The 24737-nt window shown below is 45.3% G+C and carries 23 protein-coding genes; 15 read left to right on the forward strand and 8 right to left on the reverse strand.

Features of this window, described 5'->3' with window-relative positions; genetic code table 11:
• The first annotated feature begins 160 nt into the window (after positions 1-160).
• The 4 genes from NYE62_RS01295 to NYE62_RS01310 all read left to right on the forward strand — a co-directional run bounded on the left by NYE62_RS01295 (position 161) and on the right by NYE62_RS01310 (position 4480).
• Positions 161-1780 carry an APC family permease gene (locus NYE62_RS01295; RefSeq protein WP_015239073.1) on the forward strand — a complete coding sequence of 540 codons (1620 nt, stop codon included), beginning with the start codon at positions 161-163 and terminating at the stop codon, positions 1778-1780.
• Positions 1781-2228: 448 nt separating this feature from the next.
• Positions 2229-2891 carry a hypothetical protein gene (locus NYE62_RS01300; RefSeq protein WP_223255269.1) on the forward strand — a complete coding sequence of 221 codons (663 nt, stop codon included), beginning with the start codon at positions 2229-2231 and terminating at the stop codon, positions 2889-2891.
• A gap of 61 nt (positions 2892-2952) precedes the next feature.
• Positions 2953-4155 (forward strand): hypothetical protein, encoded by a 1203-nt coding sequence (locus NYE62_RS01305; protein WP_033575119.1) that lies wholly within the window; start codon positions 2953-2955, stop codon positions 4153-4155.
• Positions 4156-4231: 76 nt separating this feature from the next.
• A complete protein-coding gene (locus tag NYE62_RS01310) occupies positions 4232-4480 on the forward strand; it encodes a DUF2651 family protein (protein WP_014720665.1) in 249 nt (82 codons plus the stop codon).
• 178 nt (positions 4481-4658) lie between these two features.
• On the opposite strand, the gene NYE62_RS01315 is transcribed toward NYE62_RS01310, so the two are convergent.
• On the reverse strand, positions 4659-5546 hold the full coding sequence (locus NYE62_RS01315) for a glycerophosphodiester phosphodiesterase (protein WP_033575120.1): 888 nt from the start codon (positions 5544-5546) through the stop codon (positions 4659-4661).
• A 95-nt stretch (positions 5547-5641) separates the two neighbouring features.
• A complete protein-coding gene (gene glpT / locus NYE62_RS01320; protein ID WP_003156725.1) occupies positions 5642-6976 on the reverse strand; it encodes a glycerol-3-phosphate transporter in 1335 nt (444 codons plus the stop codon).
• Positions 6977-7310: 334 nt separating this feature from the next.
• Between glpT and NYE62_RS01325 the strand changes: the two genes are divergently transcribed.
• Positions 7311-7553 (forward strand): DUF2651 family protein, encoded by a 243-nt coding sequence (locus tag NYE62_RS01325; protein ID WP_007408994.1) that lies wholly within the window; start codon positions 7311-7313, stop codon positions 7551-7553.
• A gap of 55 nt (positions 7554-7608) precedes the next feature.
• On the opposite strand, the gene hpaB is transcribed toward NYE62_RS01325, so the two are convergent.
• The 3 genes from hpaB to NYE62_RS01340 form a co-directional block, all read right to left on the reverse strand.
• On the reverse strand, positions 7609-9054 hold the full coding sequence (hpaB, locus tag NYE62_RS01330; protein WP_021495313.1) for a 4-hydroxyphenylacetate 3-monooxygenase, oxygenase component: 1446 nt from the start codon (positions 9052-9054) through the stop codon (positions 7609-7611).
• Positions 9055-9204: 150 nt separating this feature from the next.
• Positions 9205-9630, reverse strand: a complete 426-nt coding sequence (locus NYE62_RS01335; protein WP_023356680.1) for a hypothetical protein — start codon at positions 9628-9630, stop codon at positions 9205-9207.
• A 72-nt stretch (positions 9631-9702) separates the two neighbouring features.
• A complete protein-coding gene (locus NYE62_RS01340) occupies positions 9703-11877 on the reverse strand; it encodes a glycoside hydrolase domain-containing protein (protein WP_342497188.1) in 2175 nt (724 codons plus the stop codon).
• Between the two features lie 375 nt (positions 11878-12252).
• On the opposite strand from NYE62_RS01340, the gene NYE62_RS01345 reads away from it, so the two are divergent.
• From NYE62_RS01345 to NYE62_RS01385, 9 genes are all read left to right on the forward strand, one after another.
• Positions 12253-12696, forward strand: a complete 444-nt coding sequence (locus tag NYE62_RS01345; RefSeq protein ID WP_007408999.1) for a Ser-Thr-rich GPI-anchored membrane family protein — start codon at positions 12253-12255, stop codon at positions 12694-12696.
• A 264-nt stretch (positions 12697-12960) separates the two neighbouring features.
• Positions 12961-13431, forward strand: a complete 471-nt coding sequence (locus NYE62_RS01350) for a helix-turn-helix domain-containing protein (RefSeq protein ID WP_003156718.1) — start codon at positions 12961-12963, stop codon at positions 13429-13431.
• Positions 13432-13502: 71 nt separating this feature from the next.
• Entirely contained in the window at positions 13503-14573 is a 1071-nt protein-coding gene (locus NYE62_RS01355; RefSeq protein ID WP_108725186.1) for an iron-containing alcohol dehydrogenase family protein, read from the forward strand.
• Between the two features lie 81 nt (positions 14574-14654).
• On the forward strand, positions 14655-15809 hold the full coding sequence (gene purT, locus NYE62_RS01360) for a phosphoribosylglycinamide formyltransferase 2 (RefSeq protein WP_007409001.1): 1155 nt from the start codon (positions 14655-14657) through the stop codon (positions 15807-15809).
• Positions 15810-16285: 476 nt separating this feature from the next.
• Positions 16286-16819 carry a CDP-diacylglycerol--serine O-phosphatidyltransferase gene (pssA, locus tag NYE62_RS01365; protein ID WP_003156712.1) on the forward strand — a complete coding sequence of 178 codons (534 nt, stop codon included), beginning with the start codon at positions 16286-16288 and terminating at the stop codon, positions 16817-16819.
• Positions 16810-17298 carry a DedA family protein gene (locus tag NYE62_RS01370; protein ID WP_003156711.1) on the forward strand — a complete coding sequence of 163 codons (489 nt, stop codon included), beginning with the start codon at positions 16810-16812 and terminating at the stop codon, positions 17296-17298. Before pssA ends, NYE62_RS01370 begins: the two co-directional genes overlap by 10 nt.
• Positions 17291-18106 carry a phosphatidylserine decarboxylase gene (locus tag NYE62_RS01375; protein WP_007409003.1) on the forward strand — a complete coding sequence of 272 codons (816 nt, stop codon included), beginning with the start codon at positions 17291-17293 and terminating at the stop codon, positions 18104-18106. Before NYE62_RS01370 ends, NYE62_RS01375 begins: the two co-directional genes overlap by 8 nt.
• A 42-nt stretch (positions 18107-18148) precedes the next feature.
• A complete protein-coding gene (locus tag NYE62_RS01380; RefSeq protein WP_007409004.1) occupies positions 18149-18424 on the forward strand; it encodes a hypothetical protein in 276 nt (91 codons plus the stop codon).
• 104 nt (positions 18425-18528) lie between these two features.
• Entirely contained in the window at positions 18529-19497 is a 969-nt protein-coding gene (locus NYE62_RS01385) for a rhodanese-related sulfurtransferase (protein WP_007609165.1), read from the forward strand.
• Between the two features lie 36 nt (positions 19498-19533).
• Here the strand turns inward: NYE62_RS01385 and gltP are convergent, their stop codons facing one another.
• Complete coding sequence (gene gltP, locus NYE62_RS01390; protein WP_007409006.1) at positions 19534-20784, reverse strand: glutamate-aspartate/proton symporter GltP; 1251 nt, start codon at positions 20782-20784, stop codon at positions 19534-19536.
• Between the two features lie 369 nt (positions 20785-21153).
• On the opposite strand from gltP, the gene NYE62_RS01395 reads away from it, so the two are divergent.
• On the forward strand, positions 21154-22221 hold the full coding sequence (locus NYE62_RS01395) for a branched-chain amino acid aminotransferase (RefSeq protein ID WP_251257347.1): 1068 nt from the start codon (positions 21154-21156) through the stop codon (positions 22219-22221).
• 40 nt (positions 22222-22261) lie between these two features.
• Here the strand turns inward: NYE62_RS01395 and NYE62_RS01400 are convergent, their stop codons facing one another.
• Both NYE62_RS01400 and mmuM read right to left on the reverse strand, forming a co-directional pair.
• The gene (locus tag NYE62_RS01400) at positions 22262-23665 is read right to left on the reverse strand and encodes an amino acid permease (protein WP_162782339.1); all 1404 of its coding nucleotides are present in this window, start codon (positions 23663-23665) and stop codon (positions 22262-22264) included.
• A 113-nt stretch (positions 23666-23778) separates the two neighbouring features.
• Positions 23779-24726, reverse strand: coding sequence for a homocysteine S-methyltransferase (gene mmuM, locus NYE62_RS01405; RefSeq protein ID WP_144464844.1), 948 nt, complete (start codon positions 24724-24726; stop codon positions 23779-23781).
• Positions 24727-24737 lie beyond the last annotated feature (11 nt).

Below are 24737 nucleotides of genomic sequence, written 5' to 3' on the forward strand. Positions count from 1 at the left end.
CTTGCAGTAGTTATTCCCGCTTAACGGCTGTTTAAACATCGGAAGGGTAATTTTGGCTTTCTGCTTTAATGCGATAAAGATTGACAAAACTATTTTCAGAATAATATTATAAATATATGATAGCGCTGGAGTCATATTTTAATTGAAAGGTGTTAACTTTATGAATCAATTACATCGCAGAATGGGAACGTTTGCACTCATGATGGTCGGACTTGGGTCGATGATTGGCTCCGGCTGGTTATTCGGGGCGTGGCGGGCGGCTCAGATTGCGGGACCTGCCGCAATTATTTCCTGGATTATCGGTATGATCGTTATTTTGTTTATCGCACTTTCTTACAGTGAATTGGGTTCAATGTTCCCGGAAGCCGGGGGAATGGTAAAATATACTCAATATTCTCATGGATCATTTATTGGATTTATCGCAGGATGGGCAAACTGGATTGCGATTGTTTCCGTTATTCCGGTGGAAGCGGTTGCGTCTGTTCAATACATGAGCTCATGGCCGTGGGAATGGGCAAAATGGACAAGCAATCTCGTTCACAACGGCACTCTTACGGGAGAGGGGCTCGGCTTCGCATCCGTATTACTGATTATTTACTTTTTACTGAATTATTGGACAGTTAACTTATTTTCAAAAGCGAATTCATTGATTACCATCTTTAAAATTATTATTCCGGGGCTGACAATCGGAGCGCTGCTGTTTACCGGTTTTCACGGCGGAAACTTCACATCCGGTTCAAGCATTGCGCCGAACGGCTGGGCGAGCGTGCTGACGGCGGTGGCCACATCAGGTATCGTATTTGCGTTTAACGGGTTTCAAAGCCCGATTAACATGGCCGGAGAAGCAAAAAATCCCGGCAAATCGATTCCGATTGCGGTTGTCGGTTCGCTGCTGGTCGCAACCGTCATTTACGTCCTATTGCAAATCGCATTTATCGGTGCGGTTGAACCTTCCATGATTGTTCACGGCTGGAGTCACCTGAACTTCAACTCTCCATTTGCCGATTTGGCGATCGCATTGAATATCAACTGGCTTGTCATTATTCTTTATGCGGATGCGTTCGTATCTCCGTCAGGAACGGGTATCACATATACCGCCACGACGTCACGCATGATTTACGGCATGGAAAAAAATAAATATATGCCGAGCATTTTCGGAAAGCTTCATCCGCTGTACGGCGTGCCGCGCCAAGCGATGATTTTCAACCTGATCGTATCGTTTATCTTTCTGTTTTTATTCAGAGGATGGGGCGTGCTTGCTGAAATCATTTCCGTTGCGACGCTGATTTCTTATATCACGGGTCCCGTGACGGTGATGACGCTGCGGCGGACGGCGGCGGATTTGTACAGGCCTCTCCGTCTGAAAGGTCTCAGCGTGGTGGCACCGCTCGGCTTCGTGTTCGCGTCTCTCGTGCTGTATTGGGCGCGCTGGCCGTTAACAGGGCAGGTGCTGTTTATCATTTTGATCGGCCTTCCGATTTATTTCTACTACCAAGCGAAAGCGAAGTGGAAAGGATTCCGCAGAAACTTTAAAGGCGGCGTCTGGATGGTTGTCTATCTGCTCAGCATGATGGTCATTTCATGGCTCGGAAGTGAAAAATTCGGCGGTCTGAACATCATTCCGTACGGCTGGGATATGGGGCTGATCGCAATCGTTGCCCTTGCCTTCTATGCGTGGGCCCTGAAGAGCGGATTCAAGACTGAGTATTTGAAAGACGCCAAAGCAATCAACGATCAATTAAAAGGCGGACAGGCGGAAGCCGCTGCCGGAAAAGAATAATGATTGATAAAAACCTTGCGGTAACGTTCCCGCAAGGTTTTTTGATCGGGCAAAAAAACATGGGTTCGATACAGACGTGACGATGAATGAGAAAGCCTAACGACAGGCAACCACGGACAGTATTCTTTTTTTCTCATGATTTCTCCGCCTTATCAATAACTGTCTTCCATATTAAACAATGAATGTAAAAGATATGTTGGGCAACTTCTTTCTTCTCCGTAACTTCATCCGTTTTCCTGTACTTCAAGTCAAAGTTTTAGCGACAAAACAAATAATTAATCATAGAGAAAATACAGTACGTAAGTTGCGTTTGAAATAATTGTATAATAAATTAAAATATGGGAAAGTAAATAGTTGGGGATAATAAGTATGAAAATGCGAAGATTTTTTTGCAACATTATGCATCGTTACTCCCTTAGTATTTGGAGGTTTTACGAGTGTTAAGGCTGTGGACTCGTATAATTCAGAAACAGTAAACTACATATTGAAAATGAATCCGAATCTGTCGAAAAAAGAATTAATTGAATCCGTTAATAATTTAGTTAAACAAGATAATAAAACATCTAATGAGATCTTAGAGGAAATTAAAACTGAATTAAAGAAGCAAGAAAAGCTAGATAAAGAAGATAAAAGTAATAGAATGAGCACAATGGGCAAGAGTAGCGGGCCGAAAATTATAGGATCAAGCTCTAAAGGTAATGTTTACTATACACCTGCATCTACTTTTGGGCTTCCGCATGGACATGTCGGTATGTACTATAAGGGAAATCAAATTGTCGAATCGGTCCCTAAAAAAGGTGTTCGTGCAATAGCTTCATCGAAACATAAGGTCGAAAAAAACGCTGTAATTCAAAATGTGAAAGTTTCTAGTTCTAAAAAAAATAATTCAGTAAATTGGGGTTACAGCAGGGTTGGGAAGGATGGTTATTCATATAATTTTGCAACAAATAGAAAATCGAGTCATTATGGTGATAAAAACTGTTCAAAACTATTATGGTCAGCTTTTAAGCTAAAGGCTGGTATAGATATGGATAAAGATAAAGGTATGGGCGTCTATCCAAGAGACATCAGAGATTCCAGTTATACAAAAACTATTAAAACATTTAGATGAATTATTTTCACTCCCTAAGTTTATTTAGGAAGTCATATTATTTTAAGGAGAGAGATTATATTTGAACAAGATTAAGTGGCTTATTATAATTGCGGTCATAGTATTAATAGGTATATTTATATGTATTGGAACTTTTAAATATACTAATTCAGTTTCTGACGTTAAACAAACTGAAAAAGAAAAGGAAAAGTATTTCTTGAATGATAAAATTGCAGCTATATATTATTCAGCTACAATAGATTATCCTAAAGATGGGAGTTATACTGTATACATTGATGAAAAAGGAGCAGCAACAGCTGTAAAAGGAGATGCTATTGAGGTTGGAACCATTGCACAAGATGAAAAAAACATAGTTAGACAGGACAAAAAAGAAGTTTATATGATAGGCGATAACTTTAAAAAATTCCCGATGCAGCATCAAGTACATACAAGTTATGGGCAATCATCAGGCCATTTAATAAAAGAAAATATCTTTTATTTTTTGAATAATCAAGGAGTCGGTGAAAACCATTATAATAGTTTAATTAGATGGGGTAACGGCAGTGGATTTCATGAAAAGATTATTCCGGGTTTCTATACAAGTACTGGTAATGACGGTGAATATATTTACGTGATAAATGAAGATTCTTCAATAAAAAATCCGACTTTTCAGGGTATTAAAATAGATAAAGATAAAGTTACAGTAGGGAAAGGAACAACAATTCCTATATTAAATGAAGAAAATTGGAGTGTTTATTCACAAATAATAGTTAAAAAAAGCTCAGCCTTTTTTATACTATATAACCAAACGGATAAATCAAACAAAGTACAATTCAAAGTAGCAGAAATTGATTTAGAGCATAAAAAGTTTAAAGGGGCATATCCTTTAGGCAGTTATAATATCCCTGATGAAATTTCTCAACTGGCAATTCCTCTTTCCACTAATAACTTTTTTGTGAAAAATGACACTTTATATCATTTGGCAGCTAATTCAATACTTTATACTTTCGATTTGAAAAGTATGAAGCCGGGAAAAAAAATTCCGTTAAATAGGTCGACAAAATTTGAAAACCAAGCAAAATTCACTTATTTTGACGAATCTAAAATTTTCTTGTTAGAAATAAGCAAGGGTGGGAAATATGTGATTAATTCTTACTCTTATAAAAACGGAAAAAAATTAAAATCTACTCCTATCAGAGGACTTGAAAAAATTATTAACAATACCCATGTTTCTGAATATGACTTTTTTATGATTAAGAAAAACAAAGAAGTATGGAGTGGATAGATACATTTTTTAAATCGCTAGATAGCTGAGTGAGTATATTTAAAGGGAAAAATTAAATTCACAAAGGAGAATAATAATGGATGAGCTAGATCTTGCTTTTGGTATTTTACCACTTTCTATTATCGTCTTATCGATTATATTCACTTATATTTTCAAAAAAGTGTATATAATGCCGCTTGTCAGTATAGTTGTTTCAGTCATATTAATGTTCACTGTTTTTAATCTATCCTTCTGGGGATGGGTGGTTGTCTATGGTTTAGTATCACTTGTATTATCGTCTATTACAAATAGTATAAGAAAGAAAATAGATAATAGAAATAAATAATTATATCCTTTTGTTTGTAAGGTATCATAGGTAATTCACAATTACAGTGATACCTTTAATTAATATAAAGGTGAATGTAAGCTTTAATAATATGCTCCGCCCGCTACATAACCCATGACGGCGTTTGCATGATCGGGCAAAAAAATGGGTTCGGCATCATCTCCGAACCCATGTGGCTTTATGATTTGTATTCTTTTTTAACCTTTTGGAATATATCCGCATAGTTGGTAAACACACCGGTTACGCCCCAATTCAGCAGACGGCGCATGTCCGCCTCGCTGTTTACGGTGTAAGGATGAAGCAGAAGGCCGTGGCTGCGAATGTTTCGGACATTTTGAGCGTTCAGCGCTTTGTAATCCGGTCCGATTCCGACGGCATATGTTTTAATGTCCGTTAAATCTGCGTCAGTCATTGACGTCATCTGTTCCGCTTCAAGCAATTGGACAGCGGGAAGTTTCGGATCGAGCTGTTTGATTTTCAGAAGGCTGTCCCTGCTGAAAGACTGAATGATAACTTGTCCAAGTTTCGCATGCTTACCTGCCAATTTGTATTTTTTCAGTGAAGCGATCAGTTTTTCTTCCATACCCGGATATGTTTCGGGCGCCTTTGTTTCAATATAATAGTTTGCATGTCTGCCGAACCGTTTTAACACGTCATCAAGTGTGGGAACGCGAAGTCCGACGTAATTCGGTTTTGCTTTTTCCGGATAGGCCTTATTGAACCAAGAGCCGGCGTCGAGCTTTTGAATCTCGGCTAATGTATGATCCTTCACCCAGCCTTGTCCGTTTGTGGTACGGTCCAGTTTTTCATCATGCATGACGATCAGCTTGCCGTCTTTTGTCATTTGTAAATCCAGCTCAATATAGTCAGCCTTCATTTTTTGCGCAGTTTCATAAGAAAGGATCGTGTGCTCCGGGACATATCCCGAAGCACCGCGGTGGGCAATGGTCAAAATTCTGTCAGGAGACAAGAGGTTTCCTTTTCCCGCCGCCGATACAGGCGTGACGATGAATGACAATAAACCGAATGAAAGCAATACCAGAGCAAACAATTTATGTTTCCGCATGTTTTCTTCCCCCTTAAAAATCAATATCTGTCTCTAGCGTAGAAAATCGTTGTAAATGCTGTACTGCAAAAATATTAATCTTTTATGTTGTTTTCTTACACATGCTCCGCCCGCTTGCCCGTATTCCACGTCATAGCCAAGAAGACGATGGACAGCACGCATGAGGAGATAAGCATGATAAAGCCGCCGTTCCAGTCAAAGCGGTCTACGACATAACCCATGATGGCGTTGGCGAAAGCAGAGCCTCCGATGTAGCCGAAAAACCCGGTTAAGCCGGCTGCCGTTCCCGCCGCTTTTTTAGGCGCAAGGTCAATGGCCTGAAGCCCGATCAGCATGACAGGTCCATAGATTAAGAAGCCGATGCTGATCAGCGCGATATTATCGATGAGCGGATGACCGGCAGGGTTAAGCCAGTAGACCAATACAGCGATAAATACGCCGGCCATGAACAGTACGCCTGCCGGCGCGCGGCGGCTTTTGAAAAACCGGTCGCTGATCCAGCCGCACAAAATCGTTCCCGGAATTCCCGCATATTCATAAAGGAAATAAGACCATCTGGAATCTTCAGGAGAGAACCCTTTCGCTTCCGTCAAATAAGTCGGCGCCCAGTCAACGACACCGTACCGTACGAAATAAACAAAGACATTGGCAAATGCGATATACCACAGAAATTTATTATTCAGCACGTATTTGAAAAGAATTTCTTTGGTCGTCATCTCTTTTTCCTGGTCTTTGAACGCATGCTTCGGATAGTCATTCCGGTATTCTTCAATCGGCGGAAGCCCGCAGGATTGCGGCGTGTCCCGTACGAGAAGAACAATCACAAATGAAATGACGATGGCGATAATCGCCGGAAAGAAAAACACGCTTTTCCAAGTAACAAACATGGCGATGCCGAGAGTCACGAGCGGGGCGAGAATACCTCCGCCTATGTTATGGGCGACATTCCATATCGACATTTTCGTGCCGCGTTCACTGATGGAAAACCAATGAGCCATCGTCCGTCCGCAAGGCGGCCAGCCCATTCCTTGAAACCATCCGTTAATAAACATAAAAATAAACATAATCGTCACGCTTGACGTGACCCACGGCATGGAAACAAATAAAATGTTTACGACACCTGACAAAAACAGACCCGTCGCAAGGAAATACCTCGGGTTGCAGCGGTCAGACACCATCCCCATAATAAATTTACTGAAGCCGTAAGCGATTGATACGGCCGCAAGCACCAAGCCAAGTTCCCCTTTTGAAAACCCTTGTTCCTGAAAATAAGGAATAGCGAAGGCAAAGTTTTTGCGAAGCAAATAATACCCGGCATACCCGATGAAAATCCCCAAAAATACTTGCAGCCTGAGCCGTTTATAGGCCGCATCCGTCTTTGAATCATCCAATCTCTCAATATGCGGAGCCGGCTTAAACAATTGAAACATCATATCCTCCCCTTTGCTGAACGTCTATCATGATGTATGTATGACTCCTTTCCTTGAAAATGACAAAAAGAACCAGAAATCACCCTTGTGAAAGGGCGGGGTTTCCTGGTTCTCCTCATCTCCATCCAAAAATCATTAACTTGTGTATGATAGCGCTTTCTTAAATTATCACAGTCTGACGTGAATGTAAACGCTTTAAGGAAAGTTTTCATTTTTTTGAATAAATAACCGGAGGGAAAATCAGCCGGAGCGCGAAAGATTTGAAGTACTCGATTTTGTACTCAGGCATAAGATGTGTTAGGCCGGACTAAGAAAAGCGAAGGGAGTGCATCTGTTGATTGATGAATTGGATTTTGCGTTCGGTGTTCTGCCGCTTTGTATCATCATCTTGTCAGTCGCCGGAACGTACCTGTTTAAAAACGCGTTCATTATGCCGGCTGCCGCTTTGGCCGTTTGCCTTATATGCACCTTTACCGTATTGAATTTCTCGTTTATCGGGTGGGCCGTCGTGTATACGCTTGTCTCTTTCGCGTTATCGCATATTACGATGGTGGTGATCAGCCAAAATAAAAAATAGGATCGGCGGCAGCCGATCCAGCTATCATAAGCAGAGATGCGCTCTCTGCTTTGTTTTATTTATGAATGTGCAGGAATTCCTTGATGACCGCGGTCTGTTCTTCTTTTGGATAGCTTCTGTACAGATGGCTGGTTAAGCGGACGGGGTCACCGAAGAAGTACCGCTCATATTGTGTCTGTCTTGTTCCGAAGGGGCTCATGGTCAAATCCCATGCGAGGCGGAACACTTTTACCCGGTCCTCAGCGTTCAATTCGGCCGCCTGCAAATATTGGTCAAGGTCTCCTCTGATGTCAGAACGGAACGCTTTTTCAGTCGGCAAAGTCACCATTCCGCTTGCCCCGATCAGCTGAATGATTTCCGTGAAGCGCGGGTAGATGTCGGGAAAAATCGCGCTGACCACACGAAGCGGAGTGACACTCGGACGCATATAACCCCATTCATCTGTTTCCGCATCATTCTCCGACTTTTCCAAAAGGGCTTTCATCGTTTCCAGACCGGTGATGATTTCAGCCATCTTAGCCTGAATATGCTGATATTCGCCCACATCTATCGCTTCGACAAGCGTTTGGGCGAGGCCCAGGAGAAACTCCGTCTTTACAATTTGTCTCGTGATGACTTGATGAAATGCGAAGGCGTTAAAAGAGCTTTTCATATTAAAATCAAAAGCCGCCTCGTAATTATTATAAAAAAATACGCGTTCCCAAGGGACCAAAACGTGATCAAATACAACGATAGAATCCATTTCTTCATATCTTGAGCTGAGCGGATAATCAAACGATGATTTGCCGAGTACGAAAGATTCCCTGCAGATGAATTTTACTCCCTTTGTATTGGAAGGGATTGAAAAAGCGAACGCTTCATCCGATTCAAAATACATTTTAGGCAGAGAAACCACGAGCACTTCATCCGTCAGGCCGCCTTGTGTGGCTAAAATCCGGGCGCCGTGTATGATGAGGCCTTTTTCATTTTTATCGACGACTTTTGCCGAGATAGGTGTCGGCGATACGTTTACACCCATTTGTGAACGATTCACCTGAGGGGTGATAAACGTGTGCGTAAAAGAAAGATCCTGTGCAGCAGCGCGTTCGTACAGCGCTTGAACATGTTCCGGAAAACAATGCTCGCGGTCTTTCAAAAGCGCGGCGGAGGAGGCGAAGCTCATCAGCACGGTATTCATATAATCCGGGCTTCGTCCCATCATTCCGTGCGTGTGTCTGGCCCAATGTTCGAACATGTTTCTTCTTCTTTTTACGTCTTCTTTCGTTTTCGGCTGCAGGTATGAAAGCCCGGCCCGTTCTTTTTTACCGGGAAGACTGTAAGTCATTTGATCTTTCATATCCGGTTTCGTTTGCAAATCATAAAGAGAGCGCTTCGTTTCCAGAAGGCCCTTAAATGCGGGATGCTCAGAAATCTGTCCCTCGATCTTTTCACCATCAAGCCAAATCTCATTTCCAAGCTGATTTAATCGGTCAATGAACATTTTGCCATTAATGATACCCATCATGTCGCCCTTCTTTCTTTGCGGATCCACTACCTCATTATATTGAAAACGAAATTGGGTGTTCCGGTTATTTCCAAAGGAGAAGAGCCTTTTTTGATAAGGGGGGTGAAGGGATTGCATAATAAAAAAACCCCTTAAGCAGAGGGGTTTTTAACTGATCATGTCTTTGTATCGTTGTTCGAGGACGAAGTCTATCATTCCGGTGATACGGGTGTTTTCAGATTTTTGTCTGAAACGGTCAGACACTTGGATTTTTCTTGAAAACGGAAATACAGCAATAATCCAAACAAGGCCGGCCAGGCCGAAAACCATCTGCAGAGCCATTTCAATCAAATCATTAAAATGAGTGCTGAAAAAAAAGATATATAACGTGATGAATGTGACTGTACATACGATTTTGACAGTATGTTGGAAGGTGAGGGGCGGTTCAGTGAAACACATTTTCATTTGATTCAGTGTGAGCGAATCTTGTTTCATTAAGTATGTAAGCAGTTCTTTGTCATTTTGACTTCGCGGAATCAAATCGGTTTCTATTTTTTGAACGGTTTCCTTGTATGTCTGCATATCAATCTTCATGCGAATCCTCCTTTAGAAATAACTCCAAGAATACTCATTGAGCATTCCTGGAGCAAGGAGCTGCCTGTTCAATTATAGAAATAGTGATAAAACCGTGCTGAACAAGGCTGCAGCTCCTCCTAATTCAGGTGCTAAAACGACTAAAGCACCGATCCCTACAATAACAATAATTCCTGCGCCTGCAATAGCCATGGTATTCACGACAGAATTCCAATCCGGGGAGTACACCTCTTCGGAATCCGGCAACCTGAAGCTCTTTTGTTTTATTTTAAATGTAATGGTAGTTGTTAGTCCAGTTGTAGCACTGTCACCGACCGGAATATCAGGTGTATAAATTTTAAATTGAATATTCAGCGATCCTGCAGCCGGATTGACATACACTTCTAAATAACCGTTGCGGACTGACAAGCTCAGACTGTTAAGCAGGTTTTGATAGGAATCAATTTGTGATGCTGTAAAAGAGACTTGTGAATCTCCCATCAGACCGGTAATATAAGCTCCCGGTTTGCCATTTGTAATGGTAACTGTGTTGGGAGAACCTTCGCTTGGCACTGTTGCCAAAAGTGAAGTAGATAAAAGAATATCCATTTCAGGTGATGCATAAATGGTTTCTGTCTTGTCGAATTCAAACATGGCATTCGCAAGATTCGATATATTTTCTAAAGCAGGAATGGTTGTTAAAATATCCGTCAGTGTGCGCAGTCTTGCATCATACACGGGATCAGAAGGCGGATGGACGCTGCTTGCACCCGAGTCTTTTCCGGAGTATCCGTCTTTGTCAATGGCGACTTTTCCCGCTCCGCTTCCGATCGTGCCTTCATAAAATTGATCAAAAGCCCAGTTTTTCGGCATCGGGTATCCGAGGTTGCCGCTGAATCCGGTCGACATGTTAGCCGTAAAGCTATATTTGGTCAGACCTGCTTTTGACGTCCGGATACAAATGTTTCTCGGTCCGTATACGCCGATTTCATATTTCGGCGCAGTTGAGAACGCCTGCATTTTCATAAAAGCTGACTTGATTTCTTGAAAGTAAGGGATGATTTTATCTGTGACTTCATAATCATACGCATCGAAATCGACCGCAAAGTAAATGGTCGTTCCTGACGGAAAACCTAATCTTCGGGCGGCTGATGCAGCGCTGTACGCATCTCTCGTTCCTTGGTCTTTTACAAAATAAGAAGATTTATAGCCGCCGTCCTGATAAATCGGAAACACGCTTAAGCCGGCATTGAAAATCGTGGAAAGTTCTTTTGACGTTAACGCTTTCGATGTCAGTCCGCTGCTTGTCCGCACATTCCCGGTCAGATATCTTCCCACGATCTTATAGCCATTCTCACGCAAAGTTTTGGCCGTATCTGCCGTCAAAATGGCAGCGGTGTCACAAGCTGAAGCAGCCCGTGTTGTGTCGCCTGAGCTTGATAATAAAGCTTTAATCGTCGGCATGTCCGCATAACCAGTCTGCGGCAGGCACATAAACTTTTGGAAAGCTTTCACTGCCGATACAACTCCGACGCCGTATTTTCCGTCGAATTCACCGGGATCAAACGCTTCCCCATTACAGTAAAGCGCGTATTGGACAATCAAGACAAAGCCTGTCCGTGAATCGCCGGGAGTCAAGGTAGGGCATAAGCTGGTCGTTCCGTTTCCGAAAAATCCATTGGCGACGCTTGTGCTCATGCCTTCTTCTTTTTGCAGGGCATAAATGAGAGCCTTGTTTGTATCGCGGGCATATAAGCCGTCACAAGGCATCAAGCCGATGTAGTCATTGTAATCCCGGTTCAGGTTCTGCTGGATTTGGCGGATTTTTTTGTCGCCTCCCGCTACTAATCGAAAAGCGCTCATATCCAGCAAGGCTTTCATAATGAGTGCCGTGACGATGCCGTCTTGCTTAGTGAGCCCGGCCGCTTTTTGAAACTCTTTTACAGCGCTTTCGGTATTTTCATAGAAAACGCCTGAAAATCCGCCGGGGTTAAAACCTTTACACCACAGCGCCCCTTGCAGAATGTAATTCATGTTTGTCGGCTTAGAATCGGGAGCCTGCTTTTTCAACGGCTTAAACAATCTTTGTGTCGTCGGTCCGAAGTTATCGGCAGGTTCTGAAATACCAAGCTCAATTTGAAGCGCCCGTGTCAGACCGTAAATGGTATCCCAGCCCGTTTTTCCGTTTTCCGGCACTTTGTTGTACCCGTGTCTGCCTTTGTACGTCTCATTCAGCCATTGTTGTGTTTCCAGGACCATTTCGTCCATTGTAATCCCTCCATTGCGTGTAGTGTGCGTTCATTCATAGGTGGCAAACGTATGACAGTTTGTCATGGGTGCAGGAGTTTATCCAAGGAGAGCCCCATCATACAGCCGCAGAACAAACGCCGAAAGAGAGGCATTGATAGGAAAAGACCTCGCTATGACAATTGATATAAAAACAACAAAATGAATAGCGGTTTAAAGTAACTTTATCACTTAATCAAAAATAACAAGAATCATAAGTAGTAGTCATATAGTCATTTTAAGGGCTGTTCACATCTCTTCCTGCGGTCAAAATGGTTAGTTGGACGGATTTATGATTGGCTATATTGTCATTAACATAAATAGGGTAAATAGTTACAGGAAGGAAGGATTTTCTCGATGAAAAGCAAAAAGATTTTTAAGTCGCTCATCATTATTTTTACTCTTTTAATCAGCGGAATTGGTTTTATGGGTTTTTCTTCTCCGCAAAAAGCAGAGGCTAAAGACTGGCTTCATACTTATAAAAGCGGGTATTTCACTAACTATGTGATCAATACATATCACCCTAAATTCACTAAAACGACAAAAAAGTACACCTTGAGAGCCGTGACTTTTAAATCCAACAGTAAAGGGAAGGGCACGTATAAAATATACGTCCAAAAGCAAGTCAACGGCAAAGGTGCCTGGAAAACAATCAAAACCGCCAATGCAAAGAAAAATGGAACGACTTATTTTGAAACACCTTCGTTAAAAAAAGGAGATTCATACAGATTTAAAATGGTCAATCAGGGTTCGAAAAAACGTGTCAATTATAGTGCAAGATGGATTGTGTTCGCTTCATAATGCTGATTTTCCGATCTATAAAGTTTTAGCTGCTGCAACTGCGGCAGCTTTTTATTTTGTCCGGAGCTCAACCGCCAGGGAGCCCGCACCTGTCTCTTCGGGCGTACGTTTGTATTTCACCGCATCATTCTGGATTATGCGGAAAGGTACATCGCTTCAATGATAAGCCAATCCCGGGTTCTTTTGCTTCGTTTGAAAATGTTCTGATATAAAAAAGGCGTGCCGCGGTGTAAAATGGCTATATTGATAAATATGGAGGTTGAGATGGATCAAGATTATATGACTGAGCTTGTCTCAGTCCAGCTGAAGAAAATCCGGTCGGAGAGAGGCTACACACAGGAGAAAATGGCGGATGTGATCGGCCTTTCTAAAAAGTCGCTGGTGCAGATTGAGAAAGGGCGGGCGCTTGCGGAATGGCCGCATGTTGTGGCGGTTTGCGCGCTTTTCAGATCAAGTGAAACACTGCAATCCGTATTAGGAGATGATCCGCTGGAGGTCATTGAAACGGTTGCTCACCGCACAATTGACAGGCCGAAGGGGAAGACGATGGGCGGCAAGGTGTGGTGGAAAGCCATCGAGAAAAAAGGCGAGTTCCGCTTGCAGCAGCATTTGATTTCCCACCATTACCGCATCCTTGATTCTTATGATGATCTGTGGTTCAGCAGTTTTGAAAAGGCAGAGGCTTTGGAGCGGCTTGATGAGCTGTTTTTGGAGGCGGAAGAAGCGAAGCGCTAAGCACCTCCGGTTGATGTATTTTCTGACAAGTGGGAAAATATATATAAATTCCAGCCAAAGGAGAGATTCGAATGAAGCCTGAAGATATCGTCCGAAGCGGCCCGAATCAGTACATATGCAAGGAAGGAATCGCAAAAGAACTTCCGGGGCTGCTGGAGACATTCAGAAAACCCGTTATTGTGACCGGAATCAAATCCTATCAGGCGTTCTCCGATTACGGCGGCGGTTCTTCCTGGGATGTGATTCAGCATAAAGGATACTGTTCACCTGAGGCGGTGCGTAAGGTCTGTGAGCAGGCGGAAGACGCGGATGTGATCATCGGTATCGGAGGCGGCACGATTTTGGATTTGGCAAAAGCGGCGGCAGACCGGCTTGATATAGAAGCTGTGATGGTTCCTTCCATTGCGGGGACGTGTGCGGCAAGTACGCCGTTGAGTGTCATATATGATGAGAGCGGCAATTTTATCAGAGTTGATTATCATAAGCGTTCAAGCTATTTGACGCTTGTTGATCCGCTGTTTTTGCTTTCCTCTCCCATTGAATATATGAAAAGCGGGATCGGTGATACGCTGGCGAAATGGTATGAGGCTGAGGCGGTCATCAGAAATACGGAGGAGGCGGCGCCGCTGATGGCGCAGGCGGGGCTGAGACAGGCGGAATATATCCGTAATCTGTTATTGCGTTACAGTGAAGCGGCCGTCGGAAGCATGGAGAAAGGCGAGCTGTCCGTGCCGTTCATCCATACGGCGGAAACGATCATTATGCTTGCGGGAACGGTCGGCGGGTATGGCGGCCGTTTGTGCAGGATGGCAGGGGCGCATGCGGTCCACAACGGACTCAGTTTTCTTCAGGAGACACATCAGGTGCTGCATGGCCAGAAGGTTGCTTACGGCATATTGGTGCAGCTCGCGCTTGAGAATCGGAGACCTGAGATTGAAGAGCTGCTTCCGTTTTACCGCCGGCTCGGTTTCCCCGTCAGCCTCTGTGATCTCGGCATCCTTGACAACCATGAGGAAGCCAAGCGCCGCATTGCTTCTCACGCCTGCCGGGCGGAAGAATCGTTATGTTTAATGGGGCAATATTGCGAGAAGGACGTGTCAGCGGCGATTGAATCGCTCGAATCAGCGCAAAAGACAGGATAGAGCTTGTCATCTATCTTGTCTTTATTTTTTGAATATTTCCGTTATAATGAGTGGGGTATAGAAAGGGAGGGGCCAAAGGACATGTATCAGGCGAAGAAGATGTTGTTATTAGGATCAGGCGAGCTGGGGAAAGAAGTCGTCATTGAAGCGCAGCGGCTCGGGGTTGTCACTGTAGCCGTTGACAGCTATGAGCATGCTCCCGCCATGCAGGCCGCGCACAAAAGCTATGTGATTGATATGCTTGATAAAGCGCAGGTCAGAGAAGTCATTGAGAAAGAAAAACCGGACTTGATCGTGCCGGAAGTGGAAGCCATTGCGACGGATGAGCTGCTGAAGCTTGAGGAAGAAGGTTTTCACGTCATTCCGAATGCGCGTGCGGCAAAGCTGACGATGGACCGTGAAGGCATCAGACGGCTTGCGGCAGAGACGCTTCATCTTCCGACTGCCGGCTATGAATTCGCGAATACATATGAAGAATTTAAAGAAGCGGCGGAAACAATCGGCTTTCCGTGCGTGGTAAAACCGCTGATGAGCTCTTCCGGAAAAGGGCAAAGCGTGTGCCGCTCGGCTTCCGGGCTGAAAAGCTGCTGGGACATGGCGATGGAAGGCGGCCGGGTGAAAAACGGCCGGGTCATCGTTGAGGAATTCATTCCGTTTGAATCAGAAATCACTCTTCTGACAGTGCGCGCGGCGAACGGTACGTCCTTTTGCGCGCCGATCGGACATGAACAAAAAGACGGTGACTATATTGAATCATGGCAGCCTCATCATATGACGGAACAGCAGATCAAAGAGGCGAAACACATTGCGAAAAGCATAACGGACGAGCTCGGCGGATACGGTTTGTTCGGGGTGGAGCTTTTCCTTACTGAAGATAAAGTATATTTCAGCGAGGTGTCTCCCCGTCCGCATGATACGGGGCTCGTTACGCTTGTAACGCAGAATTTGTCGGAGTTTGCGCTTCATGTCCGCGCGGTATTGGGATTCCCGATTCCCGAAATCACTCAGCTGTCGCCGGGGGCAAGCCGTCCGCTGAAGGCGCCAAAAGAGCTTGCTGATTATGCGGTTGAAGGTTTGGAGAAGGCTTTGGCAGTAAAAAGCACTCAGGTCCGCGTATTCGGTAAACCCGTCACGAAAGTAGGACGCCGTATGGCGGTTGCGCTTTCTGCAGCTGAGACCGTTGAAGAAGCCAGAGAAATAGCGGCCGAAGCACTCAGTCATTTATCAATTACATAAAATGATCTTAAAAGGCGTTTTTACCGTAATGGTAAGGCGCCTTTTTTGTTTGGCAGACTATATACTGGAAAACGGGGTTGTGAGATAATGTATGAGGCCGTTTTGTGCCGGCTTTTTAATTCATGAAACTTTTTATGTCCGCAATCGTTATATGTAATGTTCTCATTTCACGGAGAAGGAAATAACAATACATCATACGGCTTTTCATTCATCAAGAACGGACAATCCGGATCGCGGCATGGAATATTGAAGCAGGGTAATCCGGAATAAAGGCATCCATGATTGCTTACCTTAATATGAACGGCGAAAAAACAAAAATCACCAGATTAGATTGTTCAAATAACACCAAATGCTGTATAATAAAAGAATTTGAATGATAGCATTGAAAGAATTTCATTTTATGTTTCCGTAAAATGGAGCCTTTATGCATACGCAGTCCGATTTGATATGGTTTTAATTGGGGGTTTGTGTAAACTGTGAATTATATACCTAGTATGATTACAATTGGAAATTTTATTTGCGGGCTCTTATCGATTCATTCCCTTTTGTATCATAATATACACTCTGCGGTGATCTTTATTTTCACCGGGATGTTTCTTGATTTCTTTGACGGTTTGGCCGCCCGTAAGCTGAACGCGGTATCGGAGATGGGAAGGGAGCTTGACTCTTTTGCTGATCTCGTGACGTTCGGCGTAGCGCCGTCCATGCTCGCTTACAGTGTTTCACTATATACGCTTCCGTTCATCGGAATTTTAATCGCGCTTTCCTACAGCATCTGCGGGATGATCCGTCTTTCCAGATTTAATATTGAACAAAGCAAGCTGCCGACGTTTATCGGGATGCCGATTCCGTTTGCGGGTATGTGTCTTGTCATTTTGAGCTTTATCAATAACGCTTTTCTTCTGGGGGCAGGAACGATCGCGCTCGGTTATTTAATGGTCAGCAACATTAAATTTCCGCACTTTAAAAAACAGGCGCCTGAAAACCTGGAGAGCAGAAGATGGAATTAGTTCAGCAATTAATATCCGATTACGGATATATCGCGATTTTTCTTATGCTGACACTCGGTATTATCGGATTGCCTATTCCGGATGAAGTCATGATGACGCTTGTGGGCTACTTCGCTCATTTAAACGTGCTGAATTACGGGCTCTCCATTCTGATCAGCTTTATCGGAGCGCTCCTGGGGATGATTATCAGCTACTTCATCGGCAGAAAAGCCGGCCGGCCGTTTATTAATAAGTTCGGGAAATGGGTCGGCCTGAAGGAAAAGAGGATGGAGAAAGTAGACAGGTGGATGAAGAAGTACGGGCCGTACACCATTATTTTAGGTTATTTCATCCCCGGCATCAGACACGTGACCTGCTACTTTTCCGGAATCGGCAGAATGGAATTCAAAACCTACTTATGCTTCGCCGCCATCGGAGCGTTTTTATGGTGTTTTATTTTTATTACTATAGGAAAATTCATAGGAGTAATCAATGTTTAATACTGCCGCTAAAGTTCTTTACCGTTCATTGATTGAACTGACTAATAATCGATTGACGTCTTATCTCATTAAAAACTTCTGTGAATCGAAACTGAGCAAGCCGATGATTCCGCTGTTTTCCAAACACTATCGCATCAACTGGAATGAAACGGAACGCACGGCTTCTGACTTTGATTCATTGGCGTCATTTTTCATTCGTGATATTAATTTGAATCTCCGCCCCGTGGCAAAAGAGAAGAACGCCATCGTCAGCCCGGTGGACGGTGTCGTTCAGACGGTTGGCATGATTAAACCCAATCAAACTTTCATGGTAAAAGGGAAGGATTATTCGTTCGCCGAACTGACGGGGTTTAAAAGCGCCGATCACAAGTATAACGGCGGGTGTTTTGCCGTGCTTTATCTGAGCCCGAGACATTACCACCGCTTCCATTCTCCCGTCAGCTGCACGTATCAGAAGCTGGCCGAGTTGGGGAAACGCTCCTATCCTGTTAATACGATGGGGTTAAAGTACGGGAAAGATGTGCTCTCAAAAAATTACCGTTATGTGTACGAGCTGACCCGTGCTGATCAGCAGATGCTCATGATTCCGGTAGGTGCGATGAATATTAACTCGATCGTTCAGACAAACACCGGAAACAGGCTTGAGACGGGGGAAGAGCTGGGCTATTTTTCATTTGGATCGACCGTTATTTTAGTATTCGAGAAAGATATGTTTACCCCTTCGGATAACCTGACTGAAGGCCGTGAATTACAGGTCGGCCAGATCATCGGTTATGCGGAGTCACAGGAGGAGGCGTCCGCTTTATAAAAGCTGCTCCTCTTTTTTATATGGTGTAAGGAAGTGAACATTATGGAAGAAAAGGACTTGGCAAAGCTGATAGAGCAGTACCAGCATACAGGGGATCAGCAAATTCTTGAAGCCGTGCGGGACGCATGCCGGCCTGTCGTTGAGGCGCTCATCTCAGAACTGGCTGAAGACAGCGCCGATCTTCTGCGGGCAAAAGGCCGTGACCGTTTTCCGTTTATTATCGGCAAGTATCAGACCGCAGCCGGCCTTTCGCTTGAGACCTTTTTGCGCAACACGTATCGGTTTTATTTTCAGCAGGTTTTAAAAGGCGAAGCGTGACTGGAAGAAAGAGTGCGGACGGAAATGTTCATCTTTCGCCCGTTTTCCTGTATGATATAGTAGAGTGTGCGATCATTAATATAATTGAACAGGGTGTATAAATCATGGAAAAACAATATAGAGTTTTACTTTATTATAAATATGTAAAGATTGATGAGCCTGAGGAGTTCACGGCTCAGCATTTGAAGTTTTGTAAGGAGCTCGGTCTGTTAGGCCGTATTTTGATTTCTGAGGAAGGTATTAACGGTACGGTGTCCGGAACGGTTGAACAGACGGAACAATACATGAATGCGCTGAAAGCTGATCCGCGCTTTGCCGACATGCCGATCAAAATTGACGAGGCTGACGGACATGCATTCCGCAAAATGTTTGTGCGCCATAAAAAAGAATTGGTGACGCTTCGTCTCGAAGATGATGTTGATCCGAATGTCACGACGGGCAAGCATTTGAAACCGAAAGACTTTTATGAGCAAATGCAGGATCCTGACACGATCGTGATCGACGCCAGAAACGACTATGAGTATGACCTCGGTCATTTCCGCGGAGCGGTCAGACCTGATATTGAGGCGTTCCGTGAGCTGCCGGACTGGATTGAAGAGCACAAAGACATGCTTGAAGGCAAAAAAATCCTCACGTACTGCACAGGCGGCGTACGCTGTGAAAAATTTTCCGGCTGGCTGCTGAAGAAGGGCTTTGAAGACGTGTCCCAGCTTGACGGCGGTATCGTCACTTACGGTAAAGATCCTGAAGTGAAAGGGCAACTGTGGGACGGACAGTGCTACGTGTTTGACGAAAGAATCAGCGTACCGGTCAACCGCGTAGAGCACGTTATCATCGGAAAAGACTATTTCACGGGCGAGCCGTGCGAGCGTTATGTGAACTGCGCAAATCCGGCATGTAATAAAAAAATGATCTGCACACCTGAGAATGAATACAAATACATGCGCAGCTGCAGTCACGAATGCCGTACGAACGAACGCAACATGTATGTGAAAGAGCACGAAATGACTCAGGAAGAAATCAATGAACGCCTTGCTTTGATTGAGAAAGAGGATCATGCGGCGATTGATTAATAGAAAAGACCACCAATAAGGTGGTCTTTTTTGTGTTTACATACTTTCTGTCCGGGCGGTCTGGTCTGCCGTGACGGGTCCTTTATATTTGAATGCTTTTTCCCACTTGGACACGACGATGCAGGCGACCGCATGGCCGGGCACGTTGACGCCGGTTCTCGCCATGTCCATGACGCGGTCGACACCGGCAATGATGGCGACGCCTTCCGCGGGGAGACCGACGGCATTCGCTGTCGCCAGAAGCACGACGAGTGAGCCTGACGGGACGGCGGCAATACCTTTGCTTGTCATGACGAGGACAAGCATCATCAGAAGCTGCTGAGAAAGCGGCATCTCCACATGAAACGCCTGCGCCAGAAAAATACAGGACACCGATAAATAGAGGCTTGAGCCGTCACAGTTCAGCGATAAACCTGACGGAACCACAAAGGAGACGACCCGCTTCGGACAGCCGTATTTCTCCATCCGATCCATCAGCTGAGGCAGAATGGTTTCTGTGCTTGTCGTGGAGAAAGCGATCAAAAACAGATCCCAAATCATTTTCAGCACTTCAAAGTACTTGATTTTAAAGATAAGCCCCACGATCGGAAACAGAACGAAGAGTATCAGGAACAGCCCGAGGAACACAGTGCCGATCAGCTTCAGCATCGGAAGCAAAAGCGCGATTCCGAATTGCCCGACAGAGGCGGCCATCAGGGCGAGAACGCCGATCGGAGCGGTGACCATTACCATTTGCGTCAGCTTGAACATAATATTTGCCGTGGATTCGAAGAAACTCATGACAGGTGCGGAGGCTTTGCCGATGCCGGCTGCGGCAACACCGAATAAAATCGCGAAAAAAATGACGGCGAGAAGATCGTTTTTCGCCATGACGTCAATGATGTTAACGGGGATAATATCAAGAAGCATTTGTTTCAGGTCGACTACTTTTTCCGTATAGCCGGAAAGCTCGTGAATATCTTTTTTAGCAAGATGAGAGAGGTTAAGGCCGACTCCCGGCTTCAGCACGTTCGCCAACAACAGACCGAGCGCCAGAACAAGCGTCGTAATCACTTCAAACCAAATAATCGTTTTGATGCCGAGACTGCCCATCTTTTTCATACTGCCGCTGCCGGCGGCTCCGATAACAATGGTCGAAAACACGATCGGCACGACAATCATTTTAATCAGGCGGATAAATCCGTCTCCGACGGGCCGCAGCGCCATCCCGAAATCCGGGAAGAAATGGCCGATCAATGCTCCGATGGCTAAAGCGATCAAAATCTGGAATGCGATAAATTTTTTCAAGCGAATCCCCCTTTTACTTGCGCATTTCATACGTAATTCGTGAAGCAGGCGGCAACCACCTTCCTATCCGCCATAAATTTGTCACATTATTGACTGTGCGAAAGAAAGGATTGCTTTACATTATGTAAGCGCAATCATTTAATATGACAGAAAGTCCTCATTGAAAAAAATCAAGCAGAATAAAATAAAGTTAGATTTTCGCTTGAAAATATCAAAAATTTTGATAATTATCCTCTTATAAGTGGTATATTTGATATGATACGGTCAACTGCATCCTCATATATCTGTGCATACACGATTCAGGCAGAGAAAACAGGCAGCTTATAAAAGACTGAAAATTTTAACAATTACAAGAAAGGTGTGCTTTTGTTGAATCAACTGATTGAAAGACGTAAGGTCACAGCAAGAAAAGAAAAACCGGACTCCGCTTCATTGGGGTTTGGCAAGTACTTCACAGATTACATGTTTGTCATGGATTACGAAGAGGAGAGAGGGTGGCATGATCCGAGAATCACCCCTTATGAACCGGTCCATCTGGATCCTTCCGCATCGGTTTTCCATTACGGGCAGGCCGTATTTGAAGGGCTGAAGGCTTACAGGTCAGAAGACGGACGGGTGTTGATGTTCCGTCCTGACCAAAATATAAAACGGCTGAATAAATCGTTACGGCGGATGAGCATGCCGCCTCTTGATGAGAAGCTGGCGCTGGAGGCATTGATACAATTGGTGGAGCTGGAACAGGAATGGATACCGATAGAAAAAGGAACCTCTTTATATATCCGTCCGTTTGTAATTGCGACTGAGCCTTCTTTAGGCGTCCGGCCGTCAAAGCGTTACAAGTTCATGGTTGTTCTGACGCCTGTCGGTTCGTATTACGGCGATCAGCTGAAACCGATCCGAATTTATGTGGAGGATGAGTATGTGCGTGCCGTCACCGGCGGAGTGGGCGACGTCAAAACGTCCGGAAATTATGCGGCCAGCTTACAGGCTCAGCGGAAAGCCGAAGAACTGGGGTATGATCAGGTGCTTTGGCTCGACGGGGTGGAAAAGAAATATGCCGAAGAGGTAGGGAGTATGAATATCTTTTTCATCATAAACGGAGAGGCCGTAACGCCGGCGTTAAACGGAAGCATTCTCGGGGGCATCACACGCGCATCTGTGATAGAGCTGTTAAAAAGCTGGGGCATCCGCGTCAGGGAAGAACAGGTCGCCATTGAAGACATCTATGAGGCTGCGATGAGAGGCGAGGTGTCAGAGGTATTCGGTACGGGAACCGCGGCCGTCATCTCGCCGGTCGGCGCGCTGCACATTCACGGAGCAACGATTGAACTGAATAACGGTTTGATCGGTGAAGTGTCAGAAAGGCTCTATGAAACGATTGCCGGCATCCAAGTCGGGAAGGTGCGGGATTCGTTCAGGTGGGTGGTTGAAGTATAAATGAAAAAAGAACCCTTGCGCTGCAGGGTTCTTTTTTTGGTTATTGGGATTTTACGGCTTGCACGCGGGCTCTGCTTTTCCGGTTTTTCAAGTAATAAGCGGTGTAGCAAACGGCCATAAATGCAATTCCGCAATAAAGGGCGATGGCCTGGTTCGGATCAAAAGCGATGCCGATACAGGAGGCGAGGCATAGGAGAAAGGCCGCTATCGGTACGGCCGGATATCCCGGCGTCCTGTATTTCAAGTCTGAAAGCTGGTGCCCTTCTGTAAGAAACCGTCTTCGGAACAAAAATTGCGATGCGGCGATGCTCATCCACACAGCCACTACCGCAAATCCTGAGACGGAGACGAGAACAAGATAGACTGTATCCGCTGCAAATACGCTTGACAACAACGACAGAATGCCGCCGATCATACTGAAGATCAGAGCGTTAAAAGGAATGCCTTTAGAGGTCAGCCTGGCAAAGGCGGGATGAAGCTCCCCTTCTTTAGACAGGGACCACAGCATGCGTGATGACGCGTACAGCCCTGAATTGGCCGCAGACAGTAGCGCCGTTAAAATGACGAAATTCATCAGATCGGCCGCATAAGGCACGCCGACTCTGTCAAATACCGTGACGAACGGGCTTTCAATCACACCGGCTTCCTTGCTGGAGATCATCCCTGACAGCACAAAAATCGTTCCGATAAAGAAAAGCGCCAGCCGCCAGACTGTAGTCTTAATGGCGCGCGGAACGGTTTTTTCCGGATCGGCGCTTTCCCCTGCGGCGATTCCGATCAATTCCGTCCCTGAAAAAGCGAAGTTTACTGAAAGCATCGTCATCAGTATCGGGAAAAAGCCATTTGGAAAAAGGCTGCCGCCATCCGTAAAGTTCGACAGCATAGGTGCGGCCTCACCGCTTTTCATCGGGACGATGCCGAACATCGCCGCTCCGCCCAATAAAATAAACAGTAAGATGGCTAAGACTTTAATGCTTGAGAACCAAAACTCCGATTCAGCAAAAAATTTCACGGAGAAGGCGTTTAATAAAAAGATGAAAAGAGCGAATACCGCACTCCACATCCAAACCGAAGTATGCGGGAACCAGCGCTGCATGAAAAGCCCGGCCGCCGTGAATTCAGAGCCCAGCGCCACCGCCCACGTCAGCCAGTACAGCCATGCGACCGTAAAGCCCGTCGCGGGCCCGATATAGGTCTTCGCATAGGTGTGGAATGCGCCCGTCACCGGCATGGCCACTGACAGTTCACCGAGGCAAAGCATGACAAGATAGACGATGCCCGCGCCCAAAAGGTAAGCGAAAATGGTGCCCGCCGGACCCGCCTGATGAATGGTATACCCAGAGCTTAAAAACAGCCCCGTTCCGATCACACCTCCGAGTGATAGCATAAAGAGGTGTCTGCTTTTCATACTTCTCTGAAAATTCGTCTCGTTCTTGTTGTTCATTGTTTTCCAACTTTCTGCGAGGGCCGTTCTAATAAAAAATCTCATGCCGACGAACGGCACGAGATTCCGGCGAACCGGCTTTTTGAATAGAATATACAAACTATTCCGATTAGTCAAGTTGTTTTTAAGGTCTTGGCCCAATCGGCAATGGCCTGAATGTCCGCAGGTTTCGTCCGGCAGCAGCCTCCGATCATGCTCACGCCGTTTTCGTACCAGCCTTGCGCGCTTTTTCCGAAATGGTTTTCGCACGCTGCGCCTTTCCAGGTTTTTGTCACTGGGTCATATTGTTCGCCGGAGTTCGGATAGGCGATAATCGGTTTGGATGCTGACCGTTTGATTTCTTCTATCAACGGCGGAATATGTTCAATCGGTGTGCAGTTGATGCCGATCGCTGCGATTTGACTGCAGGAGTCAAGCAGGGCCGCGCATTTGGAAATTGGCGTGCCTTCGCTGATATGCCGTCCGTCTTTGGCGCTGAAGCTGATCCATGCATAAGTGCCGGGGAATTCCTCCAGCAGCCTTGTGATCGCTTTTGCTTCTGACAGACACGGAATGGTCTCACAGGCCAAAAGATCGGCGCCGGATTCTATGAGGGCTTTCATCCGGGTGCGGTGAAAGCTGATCAGCTCATCCTCCGTCAGTCCGTAATGCCCGCGATATTCTGAGCCGTCAGCGAGGCTCGCGCCGTAAGGCCCGATAGAAGCGGCGACCAAAGGTTTGGGCCGGTGTAAACGGTTTTCTTCATGCGCCCAAAATTCATCGCGTGCTTGTGCGGCAAGTTCAACAGATGTCTGAATGAGACGTATCGCATCGGTTTCCGGGATGCCGCGCGCTGCAAATCCTTCGATTGTCGATTGATAACTGGCGGTGATCGCGCAATCAGCGCCGGCGGCAAAATATTCTGCATGCACCTGTTTGATCAGTTCTGGTCTCTCCAAAAGAATTTTGGCCGACCACAGATCATCATGTAAATCACAGCCCATCCGCTCAAGCTCGGTTGCCATCGCGCCGTCTATGATCATAACCGGGTATTCATTTAATATTTGTGTAATGGGATTCATAGGCCTTCCTT

It is taken from the genome of Bacillus sp. FSL K6-2861 (assembly GCF_038630725.1).
In the GTDB taxonomy this organism is placed as follows: domain Bacteria; phylum Bacillota; class Bacilli; order Bacillales; family Bacillaceae; genus Bacillus; species Bacillus velezensis.

Bases quoted from the DNA above. Each gene is read 5' to 3' on its own strand.
- NYE62_RS01295 (WP_015239073.1), top strand. From the start codon at position 161: ATGAATCAATTACATCGCAGAATGGGAACGTTTGCACTCATGATGGTC.
- NYE62_RS01310 (WP_014720665.1), top strand. From the start codon at position 4,232: ATGGATGAGCTAGATCTTGCTTTTGGTATTTTACCACTTTCTATTATC.
- NYE62_RS01315 (WP_033575120.1), bottom strand. From the start codon at position 5,546: ATGCGGAAACATAAATTGTTTGCTCTGGTATTGCTTTCATTCGGTTTA.
- glpT (WP_003156725.1), bottom strand. From the start codon at position 6,976: ATGTTTCAATTGTTTAAGCCGGCTCCGCATATTGAGAGATTGGATGAT.
- hpaB (WP_021495313.1), bottom strand. From the start codon at position 9,054: ATGGGTATCATTAATGGCAAAATGTTCATTGACCGATTAAATCAGCTT.
- NYE62_RS01335 (WP_023356680.1), bottom strand. From the start codon at position 9,630: ATGAAGATTGATATGCAGACATACAAGGAAACCGTTCAAAAAATAGAA.
- NYE62_RS01340 (WP_342497188.1), bottom strand. From the start codon at position 11,877: ATGGACGAAATGGTCCTGGAAACACAACAATGGCTGAATGAGACGTAC.
- NYE62_RS01345 (WP_007408999.1), top strand. From the start codon at position 12,253: ATGAAAAGCAAAAAGATTTTTAAGTCGCTCATCATTATTTTTACTCTT.
- NYE62_RS01350 (WP_003156718.1), top strand. From the start codon at position 12,961: ATGGATCAAGATTATATGACTGAGCTTGTCTCAGTCCAGCTGAAGAAA.
- NYE62_RS01355 (WP_108725186.1), top strand. From the start codon at position 13,503: ATGAAGCCTGAAGATATCGTCCGAAGCGGCCCGAATCAGTACATATGC.
- purT (WP_007409001.1), top strand. From the start codon at position 14,655: ATGTATCAGGCGAAGAAGATGTTGTTATTAGGATCAGGCGAGCTGGGG.
- NYE62_RS01370 (WP_003156711.1), top strand. From the start codon at position 16,810: ATGGAATTAGTTCAGCAATTAATATCCGATTACGGATATATCGCGATT.
- NYE62_RS01375 (WP_007409003.1), top strand. From the start codon at position 17,291: ATGTTTAATACTGCCGCTAAAGTTCTTTACCGTTCATTGATTGAACTG.
- NYE62_RS01380 (WP_007409004.1), top strand. From the start codon at position 18,149: ATGGAAGAAAAGGACTTGGCAAAGCTGATAGAGCAGTACCAGCATACA.
- NYE62_RS01385 (WP_007609165.1), top strand. From the start codon at position 18,529: ATGGAAAAACAATATAGAGTTTTACTTTATTATAAATATGTAAAGATT.
- NYE62_RS01400 (WP_162782339.1), bottom strand. From the start codon at position 23,665: ATGAACAACAAGAACGAGACGAATTTTCAGAGAAGTATGAAAAGCAGA.
- mmuM (WP_144464844.1), bottom strand. From the start codon at position 24,726: ATGAATCCCATTACACAAATATTAAATGAATACCCGGTTATGATCATA.